Annotated in this window: 19 protein-coding genes and 1 pseudogene; 12 read left to right on the forward strand and 8 right to left on the reverse strand. The window is 51.7% G+C overall.

Annotation, left to right across the window (positions count from 1 at the left end; genetic code table 11):
- Window positions 1-22: 22 nt before the first annotated feature.
- A complete protein-coding gene (tkt, locus tag A1SC_RS10105) occupies window positions 23-2014 on the reverse strand; it encodes a transketolase (RefSeq protein WP_016262523.1) in 1992 nt (663 codons plus the stop codon).
- A gap of 277 nt (window positions 2015-2291) precedes the next feature.
- Between tkt and loiP the strand changes: the two genes are divergently transcribed.
- Window positions 2292-3050 carry a metalloprotease LoiP gene (gene loiP / locus A1SC_RS10100; RefSeq protein ID WP_000701822.1) on the forward strand — a complete coding sequence of 253 codons (759 nt, stop codon included), beginning with the start codon at window positions 2292-2294 and terminating at the stop codon, window positions 3048-3050.
- 129 nt (window positions 3051-3179) lie between these two features.
- Here the strand turns inward: loiP and speB are convergent, their stop codons facing one another.
- The 6 genes and pseudogenes from speB to A1SC_RS26050 all read right to left on the reverse strand — a co-directional run bounded on the left by speB (window position 3180) and on the right by A1SC_RS26050 (window position 7828).
- Window positions 3180-4100: an agmatinase gene (gene speB, locus A1SC_RS10095; RefSeq protein ID WP_000105566.1), complete on the reverse strand. Its 921-nt coding sequence runs from the start codon at window positions 4098-4100 to the stop codon at window positions 3180-3182.
- Between the two features lie 135 nt (window positions 4101-4235).
- Window positions 4236-4967, reverse strand: coding sequence for a hypothetical protein (locus tag A1SC_RS10090; RefSeq protein ID WP_000758927.1), 732 nt, complete (start codon window positions 4965-4967; stop codon window positions 4236-4238).
- 145 nt (window positions 4968-5112) lie between these two features.
- Complete coding sequence (gene speA / locus A1SC_RS10085; RefSeq protein WP_016249181.1) at window positions 5113-7089, reverse strand: biosynthetic arginine decarboxylase; 1977 nt, start codon at window positions 7087-7089, stop codon at window positions 5113-5115.
- Between the two features lie 8 nt (window positions 7090-7097).
- Window positions 7098-7229: an acid stress response protein YqgB gene (yqgB, locus tag A1SC_RS0122040; RefSeq protein ID WP_001338822.1), complete on the reverse strand. Its 132-nt coding sequence runs from the start codon at window positions 7227-7229 to the stop codon at window positions 7098-7100.
- Window positions 7230-7322: 93 nt separating this feature from the next.
- Window positions 7323-7466 carry a protein YqgG gene (yqgG, locus tag A1SC_RS26045; RefSeq protein WP_269446598.1) on the reverse strand — a complete coding sequence of 48 codons (144 nt, stop codon included), beginning with the start codon at window positions 7464-7466 and terminating at the stop codon, window positions 7323-7325.
- A 110-nt stretch (window positions 7467-7576) separates the two neighbouring features.
- A pseudogene (locus A1SC_RS26050) lies at window positions 7577-7828 on the reverse strand (hypothetical protein).
- Between the two features lie 55 nt (window positions 7829-7883).
- Here A1SC_RS26050 and metK point away from each other — a divergent pair.
- From metK to ruvX, 8 genes are all read left to right on the forward strand, one after another.
- Entirely contained in the window at window positions 7884-9038 is a 1155-nt protein-coding gene (gene metK, locus A1SC_RS10080; protein ID WP_001062125.1) for a methionine adenosyltransferase, read from the forward strand.
- Between the two features lie 481 nt (window positions 9039-9519).
- A complete protein-coding gene (galP, locus tag A1SC_RS10075) occupies window positions 9520-10914 on the forward strand; it encodes a galactose/proton symporter (RefSeq protein WP_001517053.1) in 1395 nt (464 codons plus the stop codon).
- A 76-nt stretch (window positions 10915-10990) separates the two neighbouring features.
- Window positions 10991-11488 carry a SprT family zinc-dependent metalloprotease gene (locus A1SC_RS10070; protein WP_032141455.1) on the forward strand — a complete coding sequence of 166 codons (498 nt, stop codon included), beginning with the start codon at window positions 10991-10993 and terminating at the stop codon, window positions 11486-11488.
- A gap of 94 nt (window positions 11489-11582) precedes the next feature.
- On the forward strand, window positions 11583-12290 hold the full coding sequence (gene endA, locus A1SC_RS10065; RefSeq protein ID WP_000286521.1) for a deoxyribonuclease I: 708 nt from the start codon (window positions 11583-11585) through the stop codon (window positions 12288-12290).
- Window positions 12291-12370: 80 nt separating this feature from the next.
- Entirely contained in the window at window positions 12371-13102 is a 732-nt protein-coding gene (rsmE, locus tag A1SC_RS10060; RefSeq protein ID WP_001517055.1) for a 16S rRNA (uracil(1498)-N(3))-methyltransferase, read from the forward strand.
- Window positions 13103-13114: 12 nt separating this feature from the next.
- Window positions 13115-14065, forward strand: a complete 951-nt coding sequence (gene gshB / locus A1SC_RS10055) for a glutathione synthase (protein WP_000593301.1) — start codon at window positions 13115-13117, stop codon at window positions 14063-14065.
- A 108-nt stretch (window positions 14066-14173) separates the two neighbouring features.
- Window positions 14174-14737 carry a YqgE/AlgH family protein gene (locus A1SC_RS10050; protein ID WP_010378695.1) on the forward strand — a complete coding sequence of 188 codons (564 nt, stop codon included), beginning with the start codon at window positions 14174-14176 and terminating at the stop codon, window positions 14735-14737.
- On the forward strand, window positions 14737-15153 hold the full coding sequence (gene ruvX, locus A1SC_RS10045) for a Holliday junction resolvase RuvX (protein ID WP_000017106.1): 417 nt from the start codon (window positions 14737-14739) through the stop codon (window positions 15151-15153). The genes A1SC_RS10050 and ruvX overlap by 1 nt, the downstream gene beginning before the upstream one ends.
- A 163-nt stretch (window positions 15154-15316) precedes the next feature.
- Here the strand turns inward: ruvX and A1SC_RS10040 are convergent, their stop codons facing one another.
- Window positions 15317-16297 carry a PilT/PilU family type 4a pilus ATPase gene (locus A1SC_RS10040; RefSeq protein WP_001517057.1) on the reverse strand — a complete coding sequence of 327 codons (981 nt, stop codon included), beginning with the start codon at window positions 16295-16297 and terminating at the stop codon, window positions 15317-15319.
- A 17-nt stretch (window positions 16298-16314) separates the two neighbouring features.
- Between A1SC_RS10040 and yggS the strand changes: the two genes are divergently transcribed.
- The 3 genes from yggS to yggU are packed head-to-tail and all read left to right on the forward strand — an operon-like array spanning window position 16315 to window position 17890.
- Window positions 16315-17019 (forward strand): pyridoxal phosphate homeostasis protein, encoded by a 705-nt coding sequence (yggS, locus tag A1SC_RS10035; protein WP_016262525.1) that lies wholly within the window; start codon window positions 16315-16317, stop codon window positions 17017-17019.
- Between the two features lie 17 nt (window positions 17020-17036).
- Window positions 17037-17603: an osmotic shock tolerance protein YggT gene (gene yggT / locus A1SC_RS10030; protein WP_001094831.1), complete on the forward strand. Its 567-nt coding sequence runs from the start codon at window positions 17037-17039 to the stop codon at window positions 17601-17603.
- Window positions 17600-17890, forward strand: a complete 291-nt coding sequence (yggU, locus tag A1SC_RS10025; RefSeq protein ID WP_001277217.1) for a DUF167 family protein YggU — start codon at window positions 17600-17602, stop codon at window positions 17888-17890. The genes yggT and yggU overlap by 4 nt, the downstream gene beginning before the upstream one ends.
- Window position 17891: the final 1 nt, after the last annotated feature.

Consider the following 17891-nt stretch of genomic DNA (forward strand, 5'->3'; position numbering starts at 1 on the left):
TCTTCACACACCATAGTGTTAATTACAGCAGTTCTTTCGCTTTCGCTACCACGTTTTCAACGGTGAAGCCGAACTCTTCGAACAGTTGCTCTGCCGGAGCAGATTCACCAAAGGTGGTCATACCGACGATAGCACCGTTCAGGCCAACATACTTGTACCAGTAGTCAGCAATACCTGCTTCCACTGCAACGCGTGCGGTGACGGCTTTCGGCAGTACGGATTCACGGTAAGCCGCGTCCTGTTTGTCGAACACGTCGGTAGACGGCATGGAAACTACGCGCGCTTTCACGCCTTCAGCAGTCAGTTTTTCGTATGCTGCAACCGCCAGCTCGACTTCAGAACCGGTGGCGATGAAGATCAGTTCCGGTTGACCGGCACAATCTTTCAGCACGTAACCACCGCGCGCGATGTTTGCCAGTTGCTCTTCCGTACGTTCCTGCTGCGCCAGGTTCTGACGGGAGAGGATCAGCGCGGTCGGGCCGTCCTGACGCTCAACGCCATATTTCCACGCAACGGCGGATTCAACCTGGTCACACGGACGCCATGTAGACATGTTCGGGGTCACGCGCAGAGAAGCAACCTGCTCAACCGGCTGGTGAGTCGGGCCGTCTTCGCCCAGACCGATGGAGTCGTGGGTATAAACCATCACCTGACGCTGTTTCATCAGTGCAGCCATACGTACAGCGTTACGTGCGTATTCCACGAACATCAGGAAGGTGGAGGTGTACGGCAGGAAGCCACCGTGCAGGGAGATACCGTTGGCAATCGCGGTCATACCAAATTCGCGAACACCATAATGGATGTAGTTACCAGCAGCATCTTCGTTGATTGCCTTAGAGCCAGACCACAGGGTCAGGTTAGACGGAGCCAGGTCAGCGGAGCCGCCAAGGAATTCCGGCAACAGCGGACCGAATGCTTCGATGGCATTCTGAGACGCTTTACGGCTGGCAATTTTAGCCGGATTAGCCTGCAGTTTAGCAATGAACTCTTTCGCTTTCACGTCGAAGTCAGACGGCATTTCACCTTTCATACGACGGGTAAATTCAGCCGCTTCTTGCGGGTAAGCTTTCGCGTAAGCCGCAAACTTCTCGTTCCATGCAGACTCTTTCGCCTGACCGGCTTCTTTCGCATCCCACTGAGCATAGATTTCAGACGGGATTTCGAACGGCGCGTATTTCCAGCCTAGCTGCTCACGAGTCAGTGCAATTTCCGCATCGCCCAGCGGCGCGCCGTGGGAGTCATGCGTACCGGCTTTGTTCGGGGAACCGAAACCAATGATAGTCTTGCACATCAGCAGAGACGGTTTGTCAGTCACTGCACGCGCTTCTTCTACTGCGCGTTTAATAGCGGCAGCGTCGTGACCGTCAATACCGCGGATTACGTGCCAGCCGTAAGCTTCGAAACGCATTGCAGTGTCATCGGTGAACCAGCCTTCAACATGGCCATCGATAGAGATACCGTTGTCATCGTAGAACGCAATCAGTTTACCCAGCTTCAGCGTACCCGCCAGAGAGCAAACCTCGTGGGAAATGCCTTCCATCATGCAGCCGTCGCCCATGAAGGCGTAGGTGTAGTGGTCGACAATGTCGTGACCTGGACGGTTAAACTGCGCCGCCAGCGTTTTTTCTGCAATCGCCATACCGACTGCGTTAGCAATACCCTGACCCAACGGACCGGTGGTGGTTTCTACACCTGCGGTGTACCCCACTTCCGGGTGGCCCGGAGTTTTGGAGTGCAACTGACGGAAGTTCTTCAGCTCTTCCATTGGCAGATCATAACCAGTGAGGTGCAGCAGGCTGTAGATCAGCATGGAGCCGTGGCCGTTGGACAGCACGAAGCGGTCACGGTCAGCCCAGGACGGATTCTGCGGGTTGTGTTTCAGGAAATCACGCCACAGGACTTCGGCAATGTCAGCCATACCCATCGGGGCGCCCGGGTGACCGGATTTGGCTTTCTGTACTGCGTCCATGCTCAGCGCACGAATAGCATTGGCAAGCTCTTTACGTGAGGACATTTTGACTCCAGATCGGATGATGAAGGGCACGCCCTTAACGACTTGACGACAGCGCGTTTTGGGCTACGCCGGAAAATTTGCCAACAATTTACCGCAAGCCACGCGTCATGTACATGGAACATCCTTTTGCCGGTTCAGAAATCTCTGGATCATGCTCGCATGTTGCGCAATCTGCTCGCCCGTCCGCTGCGCTTTTCCTTATACTTAGACTGAGCGTCGATTCACCTGCAAACGGCGCATTTTTAGAATAATCCTGACTTTGTGCGGAAGAGAAAACATGAAAATTCGCGCCTTATTGATAGCAATGAGCGTGGCAACGGTATTGACCGGTTGCCAGAATATGGACTCCAGTGGGCTGCTCTCATCAGGAGCGGAAGCTTTTCAGGCTTACACTCTGAGTGATGCGCAGGTCAAAGCCCTGAGCGATCAGGCATGTCAGGAGATGGACAGTAAGGCGACGATTGCGCCAGCCAGTAGCGAATATGCTAAACGTCTGGCCACTATTGCCAACGCGCTGGGCAACAATATCAACGGTCAACCGGTAAATTACAAAGTGTATATGGCAAAGGATGTGAACGCCTTTGCGATGGCCAACGGCTGCATCCGTGTTTATAGCGGACTGATGGATATGATGACTGATAACGAAGTCGAAGCGGTGATCGGTCACGAAATGGGACACGTGGCGTTAGGCCATGTGAAGAAAGGGATGCAGGTCGCGCTTGGAACAAACGCAGTGCGAGTAGCTGCGGCATCGGCGGGCGGGATTGTCGGTAGTTTATCTCAATCACAACTAGGCGATCTGGGCGAGAAATTAGTCAATTCGCAATTCTCCCAGCGTCAGGAAGCTGAGGCGGACGATTACTCCTATGACTTGCTGCGCCAACGCGGCATCAGTCCGGCAGGCCTTGCCACCAGCTTTGAAAAACTGGCGAAGCTGGAAGAAGGCCGTCAAAGCTCAATGTTTGACGACCATCCAGCATCCGCGGAGCGCGCCCAGCATATTCGCGACCGTATGAGCGCTGATGGGGTTAAGTAAGACCTGGTGGTGCCGAACGTAGGTCAGATAAGGCGTTTAGGCCGCATCTGACATATATGGCCAGAGCACATCGCCGGATGCGATGCTGGCGCATCTTATCCGGCCTACGGATGGCATCACATCCGGCGCTTACTCGCCCTTTTTCGCTGCCTGAATATACAGCATCTCCAGCGCCAGCGTTGCCGCTGCCAGAGCAGTGATTTCCGACTGATCGTATGCCGGAGCCACTTCCACTACGTCCATCCCAACGATGTTGAGATCTTTCAGGCCGCGTACCAGTTTAATGGCGCGATCGGAGGTCAGGCCGCCAATTACCGGCGTACCCGTTCCCGGCGCAAACGCAGGATCCAGGCAATCGATATCAAAAGTCAGGTAGACCGGCATATCACCAACAATCTGCTTCACCTGGGCGATAACGTCATCCACGCTGCGATCGTTCACCTGGCAGGCGTCCAGCACGGTAAAGCCGTTGTCTTTATCGAACTCAGTACGAATACCAATTTGCACGGAATGATTCGGGTCAATCAGACCTTCTTTCGGCGCGGTATAAAACATAGTGCCGTGGTCAAACTCACAACCGTTCGCGTAGGTATCGGTGTGGGCGTCAAAGTGTACCAGCGCCATTTTGCCAAAATGTTTAGCATGAGCACGCAGCAGCGGCAGCGTAACAAAGTGGTCACCACCGAAGGAGAGCATACGCTTACCGGCAGCCAGCAGCTTCTCAGCGTGCGCCTGCAGTTTCTCGCTCATTTCACGGGCATCACCGAAGGCATATACCAGATCACCACAGTCGACGACATTCAGACGTTCACGCATGTCGAAATTCCACGGGAAGCGGTTGTGTTCCCAGGCCAGATTAGTCGAAACCTGGCGAATAGCTGCCGGACCGTGACGCCCCCCCGCACGACCAGAAGTAGCCATATCGAACGGCACGCCGGTAATTACCCAGTCAGCATCGCTGTCATACGGCTGGAAGTTCATCGGCAGGCGTAAAAAACCAAAGGCGTTGGAAACCAGTGAGTTATCGTATTGATGACCTAAGGTGCTCATGGATGGACTCCTTTTACAAAGTCGATATAAAAAAACCCTTCCGCGTCGTTAGGCCCGACGAGGAAGGGTTGGATTTGCGAAACACAAGTTTGTGCTAATTATCGCCCTAAATGGGTGAAGCATCAAGCGGGGTTGCTATTTACGACACGGTGGTGGCGCATAGCCATTGTTGTCTGCCGGAAAGGCTTGTCCAGAGCACGGCGGTAGCGCATTTTTCGCTGAGCCTTGTAATTCAAAAGCGGCAAAACCAATCACCCCTGTGTTACGTACATCGCCTTGCGCCGAATTGGCGGCGTAGGAATCAGCAACGTTGGCAAACTGAAAAGCAGCTTCGGTATGTTTATCTTTACGGAAACCTTTAATCGCTAACGAATCACCGGCATTCACAATATAGCCATTGTTATTCAGCGAACCTTGCTTGCCGTTCAGAACATCCAGCCCATCAACTGTGGCAACGATCTCATAGTTAGTGTTACGGCTATAGTTACGAACATATAATTGATAATTCATTCCCACTCTGGCATGAACAATATATCGAGGTTTATTATTCGATGAATCATATACCCGAGTAATAGGAAGCGAATTAAAATTAGCATCGCGAATAGCATATTCCAGTTCGTTAATCCGAATGCTATAAACGCGGTCGTATCCGGAAGGAATGTTAGTCGAATAACTAATAACGATCATCTCTGCCGGATCGCGCCAGGCGCGTTCAGCAGATACGCCTTGAACCGTTGAGTGCACATCCCCGCCCCAGGCAGTGCCGACATTGCCAGATGCACTACTATTATACTGCGCATTACTGGAACAACCAGCAAGCAGTACGAACAATCCCACCAGCGCAACGCGTACTTTCCATTTTTTCATAACCGATCCCTCTGCATTTAATTAATGCAGCGATTGTAGGGAGATTATATTAGAAGGAAAGTAACCAGATTATTTTTAAGAATATATAAATAAAAAGCGGGCCGAATTAATCAATTAAATCGGCCCGCCAGCAGAATAATCTTAATTATTCATCTTCAAGGTAGGTATAACCGTACAAACCTGCCTCGAACTCTTCAAGGAACTGTTGTTGCAGTTCGGCATCAAGATCGGTTTTCTTCACCTGGTCACGGAACTGGGTTAACAACGTTTTTGGATCGAGCTGCACATATTGCAGCATATCCGCAACGGTATCGCCCTCGTCAGACAGCTCCACTTCTACGCTGCCGTCAGGGAAGACGAACACGTCAACCGCTTCGGTATCACCAAACAGATTGTGCATGTTGCCGAGGATCTCCTGATAGGCACCGACCATAAAGAAACCGAGCATCGGCGGATTCTCCGGATCGTACTCCGGCATTGGCATTGTCGTAGCAATGCCGTCACCATCGATATAGTGGTCGATGGCTCCATCAGAGTCACAGGTGATATCCAGCAGCACAGCGCGGCGTTCCGGCACTTGATCCAGCCCTTCCAGCGGCAGAACCGGGAACAACTGGTCGATACCCCATGCATCCGGCATCGACTGGAATAGCGAGAAGTTGACGTACATTTTGTCCGCCATACGCTCCTGTAATTCGTCGATAATCGGGCGATGGGCGCGGTTTTGCGGATCCAGTTGCTTCTGCACTTCATGACACATGCTCAAATAGAGCTGTTCTGCCCATGCACGTTCTTGCAGATTGTAAGTGCCAGAAGAATAACCAATATGGATATCGTGCAGATCCATCTGGCTATCATGCAGCCATTCACGCAGAGAGCGGCGAGTTCCCGGTTCGTGCATCTCCTGCCAGGTTTCCCACATGCTTTGCAGTGCGCGCGGCGCATCCTCTGCTGGTGCGGTTGGAACGGTGTATTCGTTACGTTCCACACCGATAATATTGGAAACCAGCACAGTGTGATGCGCAGTCACCGCACGACCCGATTCGGTGATCACCGTCGGATGTGGCAGACCATTCTCTTCACAGGCATCGCCAATTGCCCAGATAATGTTATTAGCGTATTCATTGAGGCCGTAGTTCACCGAACAATCGGATTGCGAACGGGTGCCTTCATAATCCACGCCCAGACCACCGCCAACGTCAAAGCACTGAATGTTGACGCCCAGCTTATGCAGCTCAACATAGAAGCGCGCAGATTCACGAACGCCTGTCGCGATATCGCGAATATTCGCCATCTGCGAACCGAGGTGGAAGTGCAGCAGTTGCAGGCTATCGAGACGTCCGGCTTCACGCAGTGTCTCAACCAGTTGCAGTACCTGGGTTGCCGCCAGACCGAACTTCGATTTTTCACCACCGGAAGACTGCCATTTACCAGACCCCTGCGAGGCCAGACGCGCACGTACGCCAAGACGAGGGATCACGTTCAGACGTTCCGCTTCATCCAGCACAATGGCGATTTCAGACATCTTCTCGATAACCAGATAAACCTTATGGCCCATCTTCTCGCCAATCAGCGCCAGGCGGATATATTCGCGGTCTTTATAGCCGTTACAGACGATGACGCTGCGGGTCATGCCAGCATGCGCCAGCACCGCCATCAACTCAGCTTTTGAACCTGCTTCCAGCCCCAGCGGTTCACCAGAATGAATCAGGGACTCAATCACGCGGCGGTGCTGGTTAACCTTGATCGGGTAAACGAGGAAGTAGTCACCGTTATAGCCATAGGATTCCCGCGCACGTTTAAACGCGGCGTTAATAGAACGCAAACGGTGCTGCAGGATCTGCGGAAAGCAGAACAGTGCAGGCAGGCGCTGGCCCTGCGCTTCGCGGGTCTTCACTAACTGCGCGAGATCAACGCGAGCTTCCGGGACGTCCGGGTCAGGGCACACGCTAATGTGACCCAGCTCGTTAACGTCATAGTAGTTATTGCCCCACCAGGCAATATTGTAAGTACGCAGCATCTTGCTGGCTTCCTGGGAGCTCATTGCAACCTCCTGCATGGAGCGTAGTACACCGTGTTCGCCCGCTGACGAAGGCAAACTCATAGACATGTCGTCAGACATAGCGAACCTCAAATTATTTTATTAAGTGTAAAACAGTTAACCACTATCGCAGCCTGAAACTGCGATAACAACCCATAAGCACACGGATTTTCCAGCAGCGTATGCTGACGCTCCGACTGCGCAACCGGTTTCTTTTTCATAACATTATTAAGCACATAACCGAACGTAAGTGTGACAGTCCGGCGAAACCACGAGAAAACTCTTGTATTTACAAGAGCGCCCTTGTTCAGTCATCAGTAACTGTTGCCAGCTCTTGAATCCTGAGAAGCGCCGAGATGGGTATAACATCGGCAGGTATGCAATGCAGAGATGCAGAGTGCGGGGAACGAATCTACACCAGAACGGTGCGACAGATTAAGCAGCAGACAACGATTCATTATTTCGTATCACCTCCACGGCCGCCTGCGAAGACGAACCAACAAGCTAAAACACTGATTTCAACCCGGCTGGAAGTGGCAACACGAAAGGAACGTCGTGTGCTTTTTATTTAAGCCGCGCGCCGCGTTTTATACCCCACAATGGCAGAAAATTGCAAAAGATAAATACACAGAATGCCAGCATTGTCAGGAAAAATTTCCAGCTACGTTTTTAACGGAATGAGATACGCTTCAAAAAAAAGTGGAAATCGGATGACGTCTTGACCTAAAATAGCCATCCAGATGTTAATCCATCCATACTGATTAACACTCAGACTGCCAGTGTTTTTAACCTGCAGAGTCGTGGAAGGAGCCACTACCACAGAAAATTCACACAACAGTTTGAGCTAACTAAATTCTCTTTAGGTGATATTAAATATGGCAAAACACCTTTTTACGTCCGAGTCCGTCTCTGAAGGGCATCCTGACAAAATTGCTGACCAAATCTCTGATGCCGTTTTAGATGCGATCCTCGAACAGGATCCGAAAGCACGTGTTGCTTGCGAAACCTACGTAAAAACCGGCATGGTTTTAGTTGGCGGTGAAATCACCACCAGCGCCTGGGTGGACATTGAAGAGATCACCCGTAACACCGTTCGCGAAATTGGCTATGTGCATTCCGACATGGGCTTTGACGCTAACTCTTGTGCGGTTCTGAGCGCTATCGGCAAACAGTCCCCTGACATTAACCAGGGCGTTGATCGTGCTGATCCGCTGGAACAAGGCGCTGGCGACCAGGGTCTGATGTTTGGCTATGCCACCAACGAAACCGATGTGCTGATGCCAGCGCCAATCACCTATGCACACCGTCTGGTACAACGTCAGGCTGAAGTGCGTAAAAACGGCACTCTGCCGTGGCTGCGCCCGGACGCAAAAAGCCAGGTTACTTTCCAGTATGACGACGGCAAAATCGTTGGCATCGATGCAGTAGTGCTTTCCACCCAGCACTCTGAAGATATCGATCAGAAATCCCTGCAAGAAGCGGTAATGGAAGAGATCATTAAGCCGATCCTGCCAGCAGAATGGCTGACTTCCGCAACCAAATTCTTCATCAACCCGACCGGACGTTTTGTTATCGGCGGCCCGATGGGTGACTGCGGTCTGACGGGGCGTAAAATTATCGTTGATACCTACGGCGGCATGGCTCGTCACGGTGGCGGCGCGTTTTCTGGTAAAGATCCATCCAAAGTGGACCGTTCCGCAGCTTACGCAGCACGCTATGTTGCGAAAAACATCGTGGCAGCGGGTCTGGCTGACCGTTGTGAAATTCAGGTTTCCTACGCGATCGGCGTGGCTGAACCGACTTCCATCATGGTAGAAACTTTCGGTACTGAGAAAGTCCCTACTGAACAACTGACCCTGCTGGTGCGCGAGTTCTTCGACCTGCGTCCATACGGTCTGATTAAGATGCTGGATCTGCTGCACCCAATCTATAAAGATACCGCTGCATATGGTCACTTTGGTCGCGAGCATTTCCCGTGGGAAAAAACCGACAAAGCGCAGCTACTGCGCGATGCCGCCGGTCTGAAATAATCTTTCATCCCCGCTTTCTAAGGCCAGCCTCGCACTGGCCTTTTTCTTTTCTAAAAAATGCCCGATGCGCTACGCTTACCAGGCCTACAACCATTGCTACATGTAGGCTGGCTAAAACGTTCACGCCGCATCCGGCAAAAGCCGCCCACACGATAGCAACATTCCGTTGCTGAACACGTTTATCCGTAGTTCATCACAACAACTGAAACCGATTACACCAACCACATCAACCCAGTATTTATAATATTTTCATCATATTATTCAGTTTTCATGATTGTTACATTTCTTTTCAGCAAAGTCTTAATTGCAGATAACTTCGCTTAATCTATGATGTTATAACTCAATTGTTTTCATGTACTTAAATTATAACCACTATAAATGTTAGTGTAAGCGATTACACTGATGTGACATGCTTCACATCTTTTTGCGTCGTACTCACCTATCTTAATTCACAATAAAAAATAACATATTGGAGGGCATCATGCCTGACGCTAAAAAACAGGGGCGGTCAAACAAGGCAATGACGTTTTTCGTCTGCTTCCTTGCCGCTCTGGCGGGATTACTCTTTGGCCTGGATATCGGTGTAATTGCTGGCGCACTGCCGTTTATTGCAGATGAATTCCAGATTACCTCGCACACGCAAGAATGGGTCGTAAGCTCCATGATGTTTGGTGCGGCAGTCGGTGCGGTGGGTAGCGGCTGGCTCTCTTTTAAACTCGGACGTAAAAAGAGCCTGATGATCGGCGCTATTCTGTTTGTTGCTGGTTCGCTGTTCTCAGCCGCAGCGCCAAACGTTGAAGTACTGATTCTTTCTCGCGTTCTGCTGGGTCTGGCGGTGGGTGTTGCTTCCTATACCGCGCCACTATACCTCTCCGAAATTGCGCCAGAGAAAATTCGTGGCAGTATGATCTCGATGTATCAGTTGATGATTACCATCGGCATTCTCGGCGCTTATCTTTCTGATACCGCCTTCAGCTACACCGGCGCATGGCGCTGGATGCTGGGTGTGATTATCATCCCGGCAATTCTGCTACTGATTGGTGTTTTCTTCCTGCCAGACAGCCCACGTTGGTTTGCCGCCAAACGCCGTTTTGTTGATGCCGAACGCGTGCTGCTGCGCCTGCGCGACACCAGCGCGGAAGCGAAACGCGAACTGGATGAAATCCGTGAAAGTTTGCAGGTCAAACAGAGCGGTTGGGCACTGTTTAAAGAAAACAGCAACTTCCGTCGTGCGGTATTCCTTGGCGTGCTGTTACAGGTGATGCAGCAATTCACCGGGATGAACGTCATCATGTATTACGCGCCCAAAATCTTCGAACTGGCGGGTTATACCAATACTACCGAGCAAATGTGGGGGACAGTGATCGTTGGTCTGACCAACGTACTCGCCACCTTTATCGCTATTGGTCTGGTTGACCGCTGGGGACGGAAACCGACGCTGACGCTGGGCTTCATGGTAATGGCTGCTGGCATGGGCATACTGGGTACGATGATGCATATCGGTATCCACTCACCGTCGGCGCAGTATTTTGCCATTGCCATGCTGCTGATGTTTATTGTCGGTTTTGCCATGAGCGCAGGTCCGTTGATTTGGGTACTGTGTTCTGAAATTCAGCCGCTGAAAGGCCGCGATTTTGGCATCACCTGCTCCACCGCCACCAACTGGATTGCCAACATGATCGTCGGCGCAACGTTCCTGACTATGCTCAACACGCTGGGCAACGCCAACACCTTCTGGGTGTATGCGGCTCTGAACGTGTTGTTTATCCTGCTGACATTGTGGCTGGTACCGGAAACCAAACACGTTTCGCTGGAACACATTGAACGTAATCTGATGAAGGGTCGTAAACTGCGCGAAATCGGCGCTCACGATTAATCGTCTCTGGCTTCCTCCCGTCGCGGAGGAAGCCACCTCTTGCAGTCATCTTTTCTTCGCTTTATCCTCAGCCGCTATGAAAACGCCCCGTCTCCCTATCGCCATCCAACAGGCCGTTATGCGTCGTCTGCGGGAAAAACTCGCCCAGGCCAACCTGAAGCTGGAGCGTAATTACCCGGAGCCAAAAATCGCTTACACCCAGCGTGGTACATCCGCCGGTACTGCCTGGCTGGACAGCTATGAAATTCGTCTCAATCCGGTGCTGTTGATGGAAAACAGCGAAACTTTTATAGAAGAAGTCGTACCGCACGAGCTGGCGCATTTACTGGTGTGGAAACACTTTGGTCGCGTGGCACCGCATGGCAAAGAGTGGAAATGGATGATGGAAAGTGTGCTGGGTGTTCCCGCCCGCCGCACGCATCAATTTGAGCTACAATCCGTACGCCGCAACACCTTCCCCTACCGCTGTAAATGCCAGGAGCATCAGCTTACCGTGCGCCGCCATAACCGTGTGGTGCGTGGAGAGGCCGTCTATCGCTGCGTTCATTGCGGCGAACAACTGGTTGCGAAATAACCATCTGAACTATCAGGAACTTTCCTGATCTGGCTGATTGCATAGTAAAACAACTTTCGCTACGTTGCTGGCTCGTTTTAACACGGAGTAAATGATGTACCGTTATTTGTCTGTTGCTGCGGTGATACTGAGCGCAGCATTTTCCGGCCAGGTATTGGCCGAAGGCATCAATAGTTTTTCCCAGGCGAAAAATGCGGCAGTAAAAGTCTATGCTGACGCACCGGGAACATTTTACTGCGGCTGTAAAATCAACTGGCAGGGTAAAAAAGGCGTTGTGGATCTGGAGTCATGCGGATATCAGGTACGCAAAAATGAAAATCGCGCCAGTCGTGTGGAGTGGGAACACGTGGTTCCCGCCTGGCAGTTCGGCCACCAGCGTCAATGCTGGCAAGACGGCGGACGTAAAAACTGCGCCAAAGATCCGGTTTATCGCAAAATGGAAAGCGATATGCATAACCTGCAGCCCTCGATAGGCGAAGTGAACGGCGATCGCGGCAACTTTATGTACAGTCAGTGGAATGGTGGCGAGGGTCAGTATGGACAGTGCGCCATGAAGGTGGATTTCAAAGAAAAAGTGGCGGAACCACCAGCTCATACGCGAGGCATCATTGCCAGAACTTATTTCTATATGCGTGACCAGTACAACCTGACACTCTCACGCCAGCAAACGCAACTGTTTAACGCCTGGAACAAGATGTATCCGGTCACCGATTGGGAGTGTGAGCGCGACGAACGCATTGCAAAGGTGCAAGGCAATCATAACCCGTATGTGCAACGCGCTTGCCAGGCGCAAAAGAGCTAACCTACACTAGCGGGATTCTTTTTGTTAAACCCCTACCCCACGCAGGCAACTGCGTGGGGAGACGACGCGGATTTTTAACCATGCGTATCCCCCGCATTTATCATCCTGAACCATTAATCAGCAACTCGCACATTGCTCTTTGCGAAGATGCCGCTAACCATATCGGCCGTGTACTGCGTATGGGGCCTGGTCAGGCGTTACAGTTATTTGACGGTAGCAACCAGGTCTTTGACGCAGAGATTACCAGCGCCAGCAAAAAAAGCGTGGAAGTTAACGTGCTGGAAGGTCAGCTCGACGATCGTGAATCGCCTCTGCATATTCATCTCGGTCAGGTAATGTCACGCGGTGAAAAAATGGAATTCACTATCCAGAAATCGATCGAACTTGGAGTAAGCCTCATTACGCCACTTTTTTCTGAACGCTGCGGCGTTAAACTGGATAGCGAACGTCTGAACAAGAAGCTCCAGCAGTGGCAGAAAATTGCGATTGCCGCCTGCGAGCAGTGTGGTCGTAACCGGGTGCCGGAGATCCGTCCTGCAATGGATCTGGAAGCCTGGTGTGCAGAGCAAGATGAAGGACTGAAACTGAATCTTCACCCGCGCGCCAGTAACAGCATTAACACGCTGCCGTTGCCGGTCGAACGCATCCGCCTGCTGATTGGCCCGGAAGGCGGATTATCAGCAGATGAAATTGCCATGACTGCCCGCTATCAATTTACTGATATCCTGCTGGGACCTCGCGTTTTGCGTACAGAGACAACTGCGCTCACCGCCATAACTGCGCTACAAGTACGTTTTGGTGATCTGGGCTAACGGAGAAAAATAATGATCAAGCTCGGCATCGTGATGGACCCCATCGCAAGCATCAACATCAAGAAAGATTCCAGTTTCGCTATGTTGCTGGAAGCACAACGTCGTGGTTACGAACTTCACTATATGGAGATGGGCGATCTCTATTTGATCAATGGTGAGGCTCGCGCTCGTACCCGTACTTTGAGCGTCGAACAGAACTACGATAAATGGTACGAGTTCACGGGTGAGCAGGATCTGCAACTGGCCGATCTCGACGTGATCCTGATGCGTAAAGATCCGCCGTTTGATACCGAGTTTATCTACGCCACTTATATTCTGGAACGTGCTGAAGAGAAAGGAACGTTGATCGTTAACAAGCCACAGAGCCTGCGCGACTGTAACGAAAAACTGTTTACCGCCTGGTTCTCTGACTTAACACCAGAAACGCTGGTCACGCGTAATAAAGCACAGTTGAAAGCGTTCTGGGAAAAGCACACTGACATTATCCTTAAACCGCTGGACGGCATGGGTGGCGCGTCGATTTTCCGCGTGAAAGAAGGCGATCCGAACCTCGGCGTGATTGCCGAAACCCTGACTGAGCACGGTACTCGCTACTGCATGGCGCAAAATTACCTGCCTGCCATTAAAGATGGCGACAAACGCGTTCTGGTAGTGGATGGCGAGCCCGTACCGTACTGCCTGGCGCGTATTCCGCAGGGTGGCGAAACCCGTGGCAATCTGGCTGCCGGTGGTCGCGGCGAACCTCGTCCGCTAACTGAAAGTGACTGGAAAATCGCCCGCCAGGTAGGGCCGACGCTGAAAGAAAAAGGGCTAATTTTTGTTGGCCTGGATATTATCGGAGACCGCCTGACTGAAATTAACGTCACCAGCCCAACCTGTATTCGTGAGATTGAAGCAGAGTTTCCGGTCTCGATCACCGGAATGCTAATGGATGCCATCGAAGCACGTTTACAGCAACGATAACCCAGCTTAACGAGAGGGATCTCGTTGAGACTATGAGTGACAGCGCCCGTCTTTCCACGCATACTGGGCGCTGTTGCTTTTTTGAACCAGGAAACAGAACCTCTGACAATGAATTTACAGCATCACTTTCTTATTGCCATGCCTGCTCTCCAGGATCCGATTTTCCGTCGTTCGGTGGTCTACATTTGCGAACATAATCCAGAGGGTGCAATGGGGATTATCATTAACAAGCCTCTGGAAAATCTTAAAATTGAAGGGATTCTGGAAAAATTAAAGATCACGCCGGAGCCGCGTGATGAGTCAATCCGTCTGGACAAGCCTGTTATGCTCGGTGGCCCACTGGCTGAAGATCGTGGGTTTATTTTGCATACTCCACCATCAAATTTTACTTCCAGTATTCGCATTTCAGACAACACGGTGATGACCACTTCCCGTGATGTGCTGGAAACGCTCGGCACCGATAAACAACCCTCTGACGTGATGGTTGCGTTGGGTTACTCCTCCTGGGATAAAGGCCAACTGGAACAAGAAATTCTCGACAACGCCTGGCTAACCGCTCCGGCAGATCTGAATATTCTGTTCAAAACACCGATAGCCGACCGCTGGCGCGATGCGGCAAGGCTGATTGGTGTTGATATTCTTACCATGCCTGATGTGGCGGGACACGCCTGATGAGCGGGACTTTACTTGCCTTCGACTTCGGCACCAAAAGCATTGGCGTAGCGGTTGGTCAACGCATTACTGGCACCGCTCGCCCTTTGCCTGCGATTAAAGCGCAGGACGGTACGCCGGACTGGAATATTATCGAGCGTTTGTTGAAAGAGTGGCAGCCAGACGAAATCATCGTCGGTTTGCCGCTGAACATGGACGGCACCGAACAACCGCTAACCGCCCGGGCGCGTAAATTCGCCAACCGTATTCATGGTCGTTTCGGTGTTGAAGTAAAGCTACATGACGAACGTCTTAGCACCGTGGAAGCGCGTTCCGGCCTGTTTGAACAGGGCGGTTATCGGGCGCTCAACAAAGGCAAAGTCGACTCTGCCTCTGCGGTTATCATTCTCGAAAGTTATTTTGAGCAGGGATATTAAGGCGATTTGCAAGCCTGGCAAATTGTAGATAGCGTCATCGCCCGTCTTGCCGGATGCGGCGTAAACGCCTTATCCGGCCTACATTTGGCAACGATTGTAGGTCTGATAAAACGCGTCAGCGTCGCATCAGGCATATTTACGATGCTAATCAGCCGCTTTAGCCTCACAAGCGCCCTTCTTTCACCCGCTGCTGATAACTCTGCTGAAAAGTTAACATCCCCACCTGCTGCCCGGTTTGAATAACATGTGGCAACTGGTGGGTTTTCCCTTCGCGTATCAAATTCCCCACCGCTGGCGTGTTAATCAACAATTCAAACAGCGCCACGCGCCCTTCCTGCTTATCCACTTCCAGCTTTTGTGACAACACCGCCCGCAAACTACCGGCCAGTTGATTACGCACGGGATCTTTTTCCTGTGCCGGAAATGAATCTACCAGCCGCTCGACCGCCTGCGCTGCACCGCGCGTATGTAAGGTTGCCAGCACCAGATGCCCGGTTTCTGCCGCCGTCAGCGCCAGACGGATTGTCTCGCTATCACGCAGCTCTCCGAGCAATATCACATCGGGATCTTCCCGCAATGCCGCACGTAATCCCGATGCAAACGTCATACAGTGCAAACCAATCTCTCGCTGCTGGATCAAGCATCGCTGGCTGGCATAGAGATATTCAACAGGATCTTCCAGCGTCAGAATATGCGCATCGGCATGTTGATTGAGATAACCAACCATCGCCGCCAGTGTGGTCGATTTGCCGCTCCCCGTCGCTCCCGTCACCAGAATCAGGCCATTCTCGCTATTGAGTAATTCCGGCAATACCGGCGGCGCGCCAAGTTGTTCGAGCTGCGGGCAATGCGCAGGTAACAACCGTAACGCCAGAGAAATGCCTTGCCGCTGCGCAAACGCACTGCCTCGTAGCCGCTGGTTTTCAGCCAGCGATACCGCAAAATCAAGCTGGCCATTCTCAAGCAATATCGCCCGTTGATCGTCATCCAGCCACTCCCGCAACAACTCTTCGACGTCTGGCGCGTCAAACGGCGCGACCTCCATTCTCCCTCGAATGCGCCATCGTGCTGGCCAGGCGCTGCACAGGTGTAGATCCGAGACGTTATGCTTTACACTAAGGGTCACAATTTCTTCCATATTCATACTAAGATCCTCGGAAAATGAACGATATTGCGCATAACCTGGCACAGGTTCGGGACAAAATCTCAACGGCTGCAACGCGTTGCGGCCGTTCTCCAGAAGAAATTACGCTGCTTGCAGTCAGTAAAACAAAACCTGCGAGCGCCATCGCAGAAGCCATCGACGCCGGGCAGCGTCAATTTGGTGAAAACTATGTTCAGGAAGGGGTAGATAAAATTCGCCACTTTCAGGAACTGGGCGTAACAGGATTAGAGTGGCATTTTATTGGCCCGTTGCAGTCTAATAAAAGCCGCCTGGTGGCAGAGCATTTCGACTGGTGTCATACCATCGACCGTTTGCGTATCGCCACCCGTCTTAACGATCAGCGTCCGGCAGAACTTCCCCCTCTTAACGTACTGATTCAAATCAACATTAGCGATGAAAACAGTAAGTCAGGCATTCAACTGGCAGAGCTGGACGAGCTGGCAGCAGCGGTCGCAGAACTACCGCGTTTACGCCTGCGCGGGCTAATGGCGATCCCCGCACCAGAGTCAGAATATGTAAGGCAGTTTGAAGTTGCACGCCAAATGGCTGTAGCATTTGCCGGACTGAAAACGCGCTACCCGCATGTCGACACCCTCTCTCTGGGGATGTCAGATGATATGGAAGCCGCCATTGCGGCAGGTAGCACGATGGTTCGCATCGGCACTGCTATCTTTGGTGCACGTGATTACTCTAAAAAATAAGGAATTAAAGGAACGCCATGAATACGTTGACTTTCCTGCTTTCAACGGTCATTGAGCTGTATACCATGGTGCTGTTATTACGCATCTGGATGCAGTGGGCTCATTGTGATTTTTATAACCCCTTCTCACAGTTTGTGGTGAAGGTGACGCAGCCGATTATCGGGCCACTGCGCCGCGTTATTCCGGCAATGGGGCCGATTGACAGCGCCTCACTGCTGGTGGCGTACATTTTGAGTTTCATCAAAGCCATCGTCCTGTTCAAAGTCGTAACCTTCCTGCCGATCATCTGGATTGCCGGTTTGCTGATTCTGCTGAAAACTATCGGTCTGCTGATCTTCTGGGTACTGCTGGTGATGGCGATAATGAGCTGGGTAAGTCAGGGTCGCAGCCCAATTGAATATGTGCTGATCCAGCTTGCCGATCCGCTACTGCGTCCGATTCGCCGCCTGCTACCGGCAATGGGAGGGATTGATTTCTCACCAATGATCCTCGTACTGCTGCTGTATGTCATCAATATGGGTGTCGCAGAAGTATTACAGGCAACCGGAAACATGCTGCTGCCGGGGCTGTGGATGGCGTTATGAGTGCCGTAACAGTAAACGATGACGGTCTGGTATTACGGCTTTATATCCAGCCGAAAGCCAGCCGTGATTCTATTGTCGGTTTACATGGCGACGAAGTAAAAGTCGCCATTACCGCACCGCCGGTCGACGGCCAGGCCAACAACCATCTGGTGAAGTTTCTCGGTAAGCAGTTCCGGGTCGCGAAAAGCCAGGTGGTGATTGAAAAAGGCGAACTTGGCCGCCACAAACAAATTAAAATCATTAATCCGCAACAAATCCCGCCAGAAATCGCGGCGTTAATTAATTAGG

Origin of the sequence: Escherichia sp. KTE52 (genome assembly GCF_000408325.1) — a bacterium.
GTDB classification, from domain to species: domain Bacteria; phylum Pseudomonadota; class Gammaproteobacteria; order Enterobacterales; family Enterobacteriaceae; genus Escherichia; species Escherichia marmotae.

Excerpts from the sequence above, each read along its gene's own strand:
- tkt (WP_016262523.1), bottom strand. The coding sequence starts at position 2,014 with ATGTCCTCACGTAAAGAGCTTGCCAATGCTATTCGTGCGCTGAGCATG.
- loiP (WP_000701822.1), top strand. The coding sequence starts at position 2,292 with ATGAAAATTCGCGCCTTATTGATAGCAATGAGCGTGGCAACGGTATTG.
- speB (WP_000105566.1), bottom strand. The coding sequence starts at position 4,100 with ATGAGCACCTTAGGTCATCAATACGATAACTCACTGGTTTCCAACGCC.
- A1SC_RS10090 (WP_000758927.1), bottom strand. The coding sequence starts at position 4,967 with ATGAAAAAATGGAAAGTACGCGTTGCGCTGGTGGGATTGTTCGTACTG.
- speA (WP_016249181.1), bottom strand. The coding sequence starts at position 7,089 with ATGTCTGACGACATGTCTATGAGTTTGCCTTCGTCAGCGGGCGAACAC.
- yqgB (WP_001338822.1), bottom strand. The coding sequence starts at position 7,229 with ATGAAAAAGAAACCGGTTGCGCAGTCGGAGCGTCAGCATACGCTGCTG.
- yqgG (WP_269446598.1), bottom strand. The coding sequence starts at position 7,466 with ATGAATCGTTGTCTGCTGCTTAATCTGTCGCACCGTTCTGGTGTAGAT.
- metK (WP_001062125.1), top strand. The coding sequence starts at position 7,884 with ATGGCAAAACACCTTTTTACGTCCGAGTCCGTCTCTGAAGGGCATCCT.
- galP (WP_001517053.1), top strand. The coding sequence starts at position 9,520 with ATGCCTGACGCTAAAAAACAGGGGCGGTCAAACAAGGCAATGACGTTT.
- A1SC_RS10070 (WP_032141455.1), top strand. The coding sequence starts at position 10,991 with ATGAAAACGCCCCGTCTCCCTATCGCCATCCAACAGGCCGTTATGCGT.
- endA (WP_000286521.1), top strand. The coding sequence starts at position 11,583 with ATGTACCGTTATTTGTCTGTTGCTGCGGTGATACTGAGCGCAGCATTT.
- rsmE (WP_001517055.1), top strand. The coding sequence starts at position 12,371 with ATGCGTATCCCCCGCATTTATCATCCTGAACCATTAATCAGCAACTCG.
- gshB (WP_000593301.1), top strand. The coding sequence starts at position 13,115 with ATGATCAAGCTCGGCATCGTGATGGACCCCATCGCAAGCATCAACATC.
- A1SC_RS10050 (WP_010378695.1), top strand. The coding sequence starts at position 14,174 with ATGAATTTACAGCATCACTTTCTTATTGCCATGCCTGCTCTCCAGGAT.
- ruvX (WP_000017106.1), top strand. The coding sequence starts at position 14,737 with ATGAGCGGGACTTTACTTGCCTTCGACTTCGGCACCAAAAGCATTGGC.
- A1SC_RS10040 (WP_001517057.1), bottom strand. The coding sequence starts at position 16,297 with ATGAATATGGAAGAAATTGTGACCCTTAGTGTAAAGCATAACGTCTCG.
- yggS (WP_016262525.1), top strand. The coding sequence starts at position 16,315 with ATGAACGATATTGCGCATAACCTGGCACAGGTTCGGGACAAAATCTCA.
- yggT (WP_001094831.1), top strand. The coding sequence starts at position 17,037 with ATGAATACGTTGACTTTCCTGCTTTCAACGGTCATTGAGCTGTATACC.
- yggU (WP_001277217.1), top strand. The coding sequence starts at position 17,600 with ATGAGTGCCGTAACAGTAAACGATGACGGTCTGGTATTACGGCTTTAT.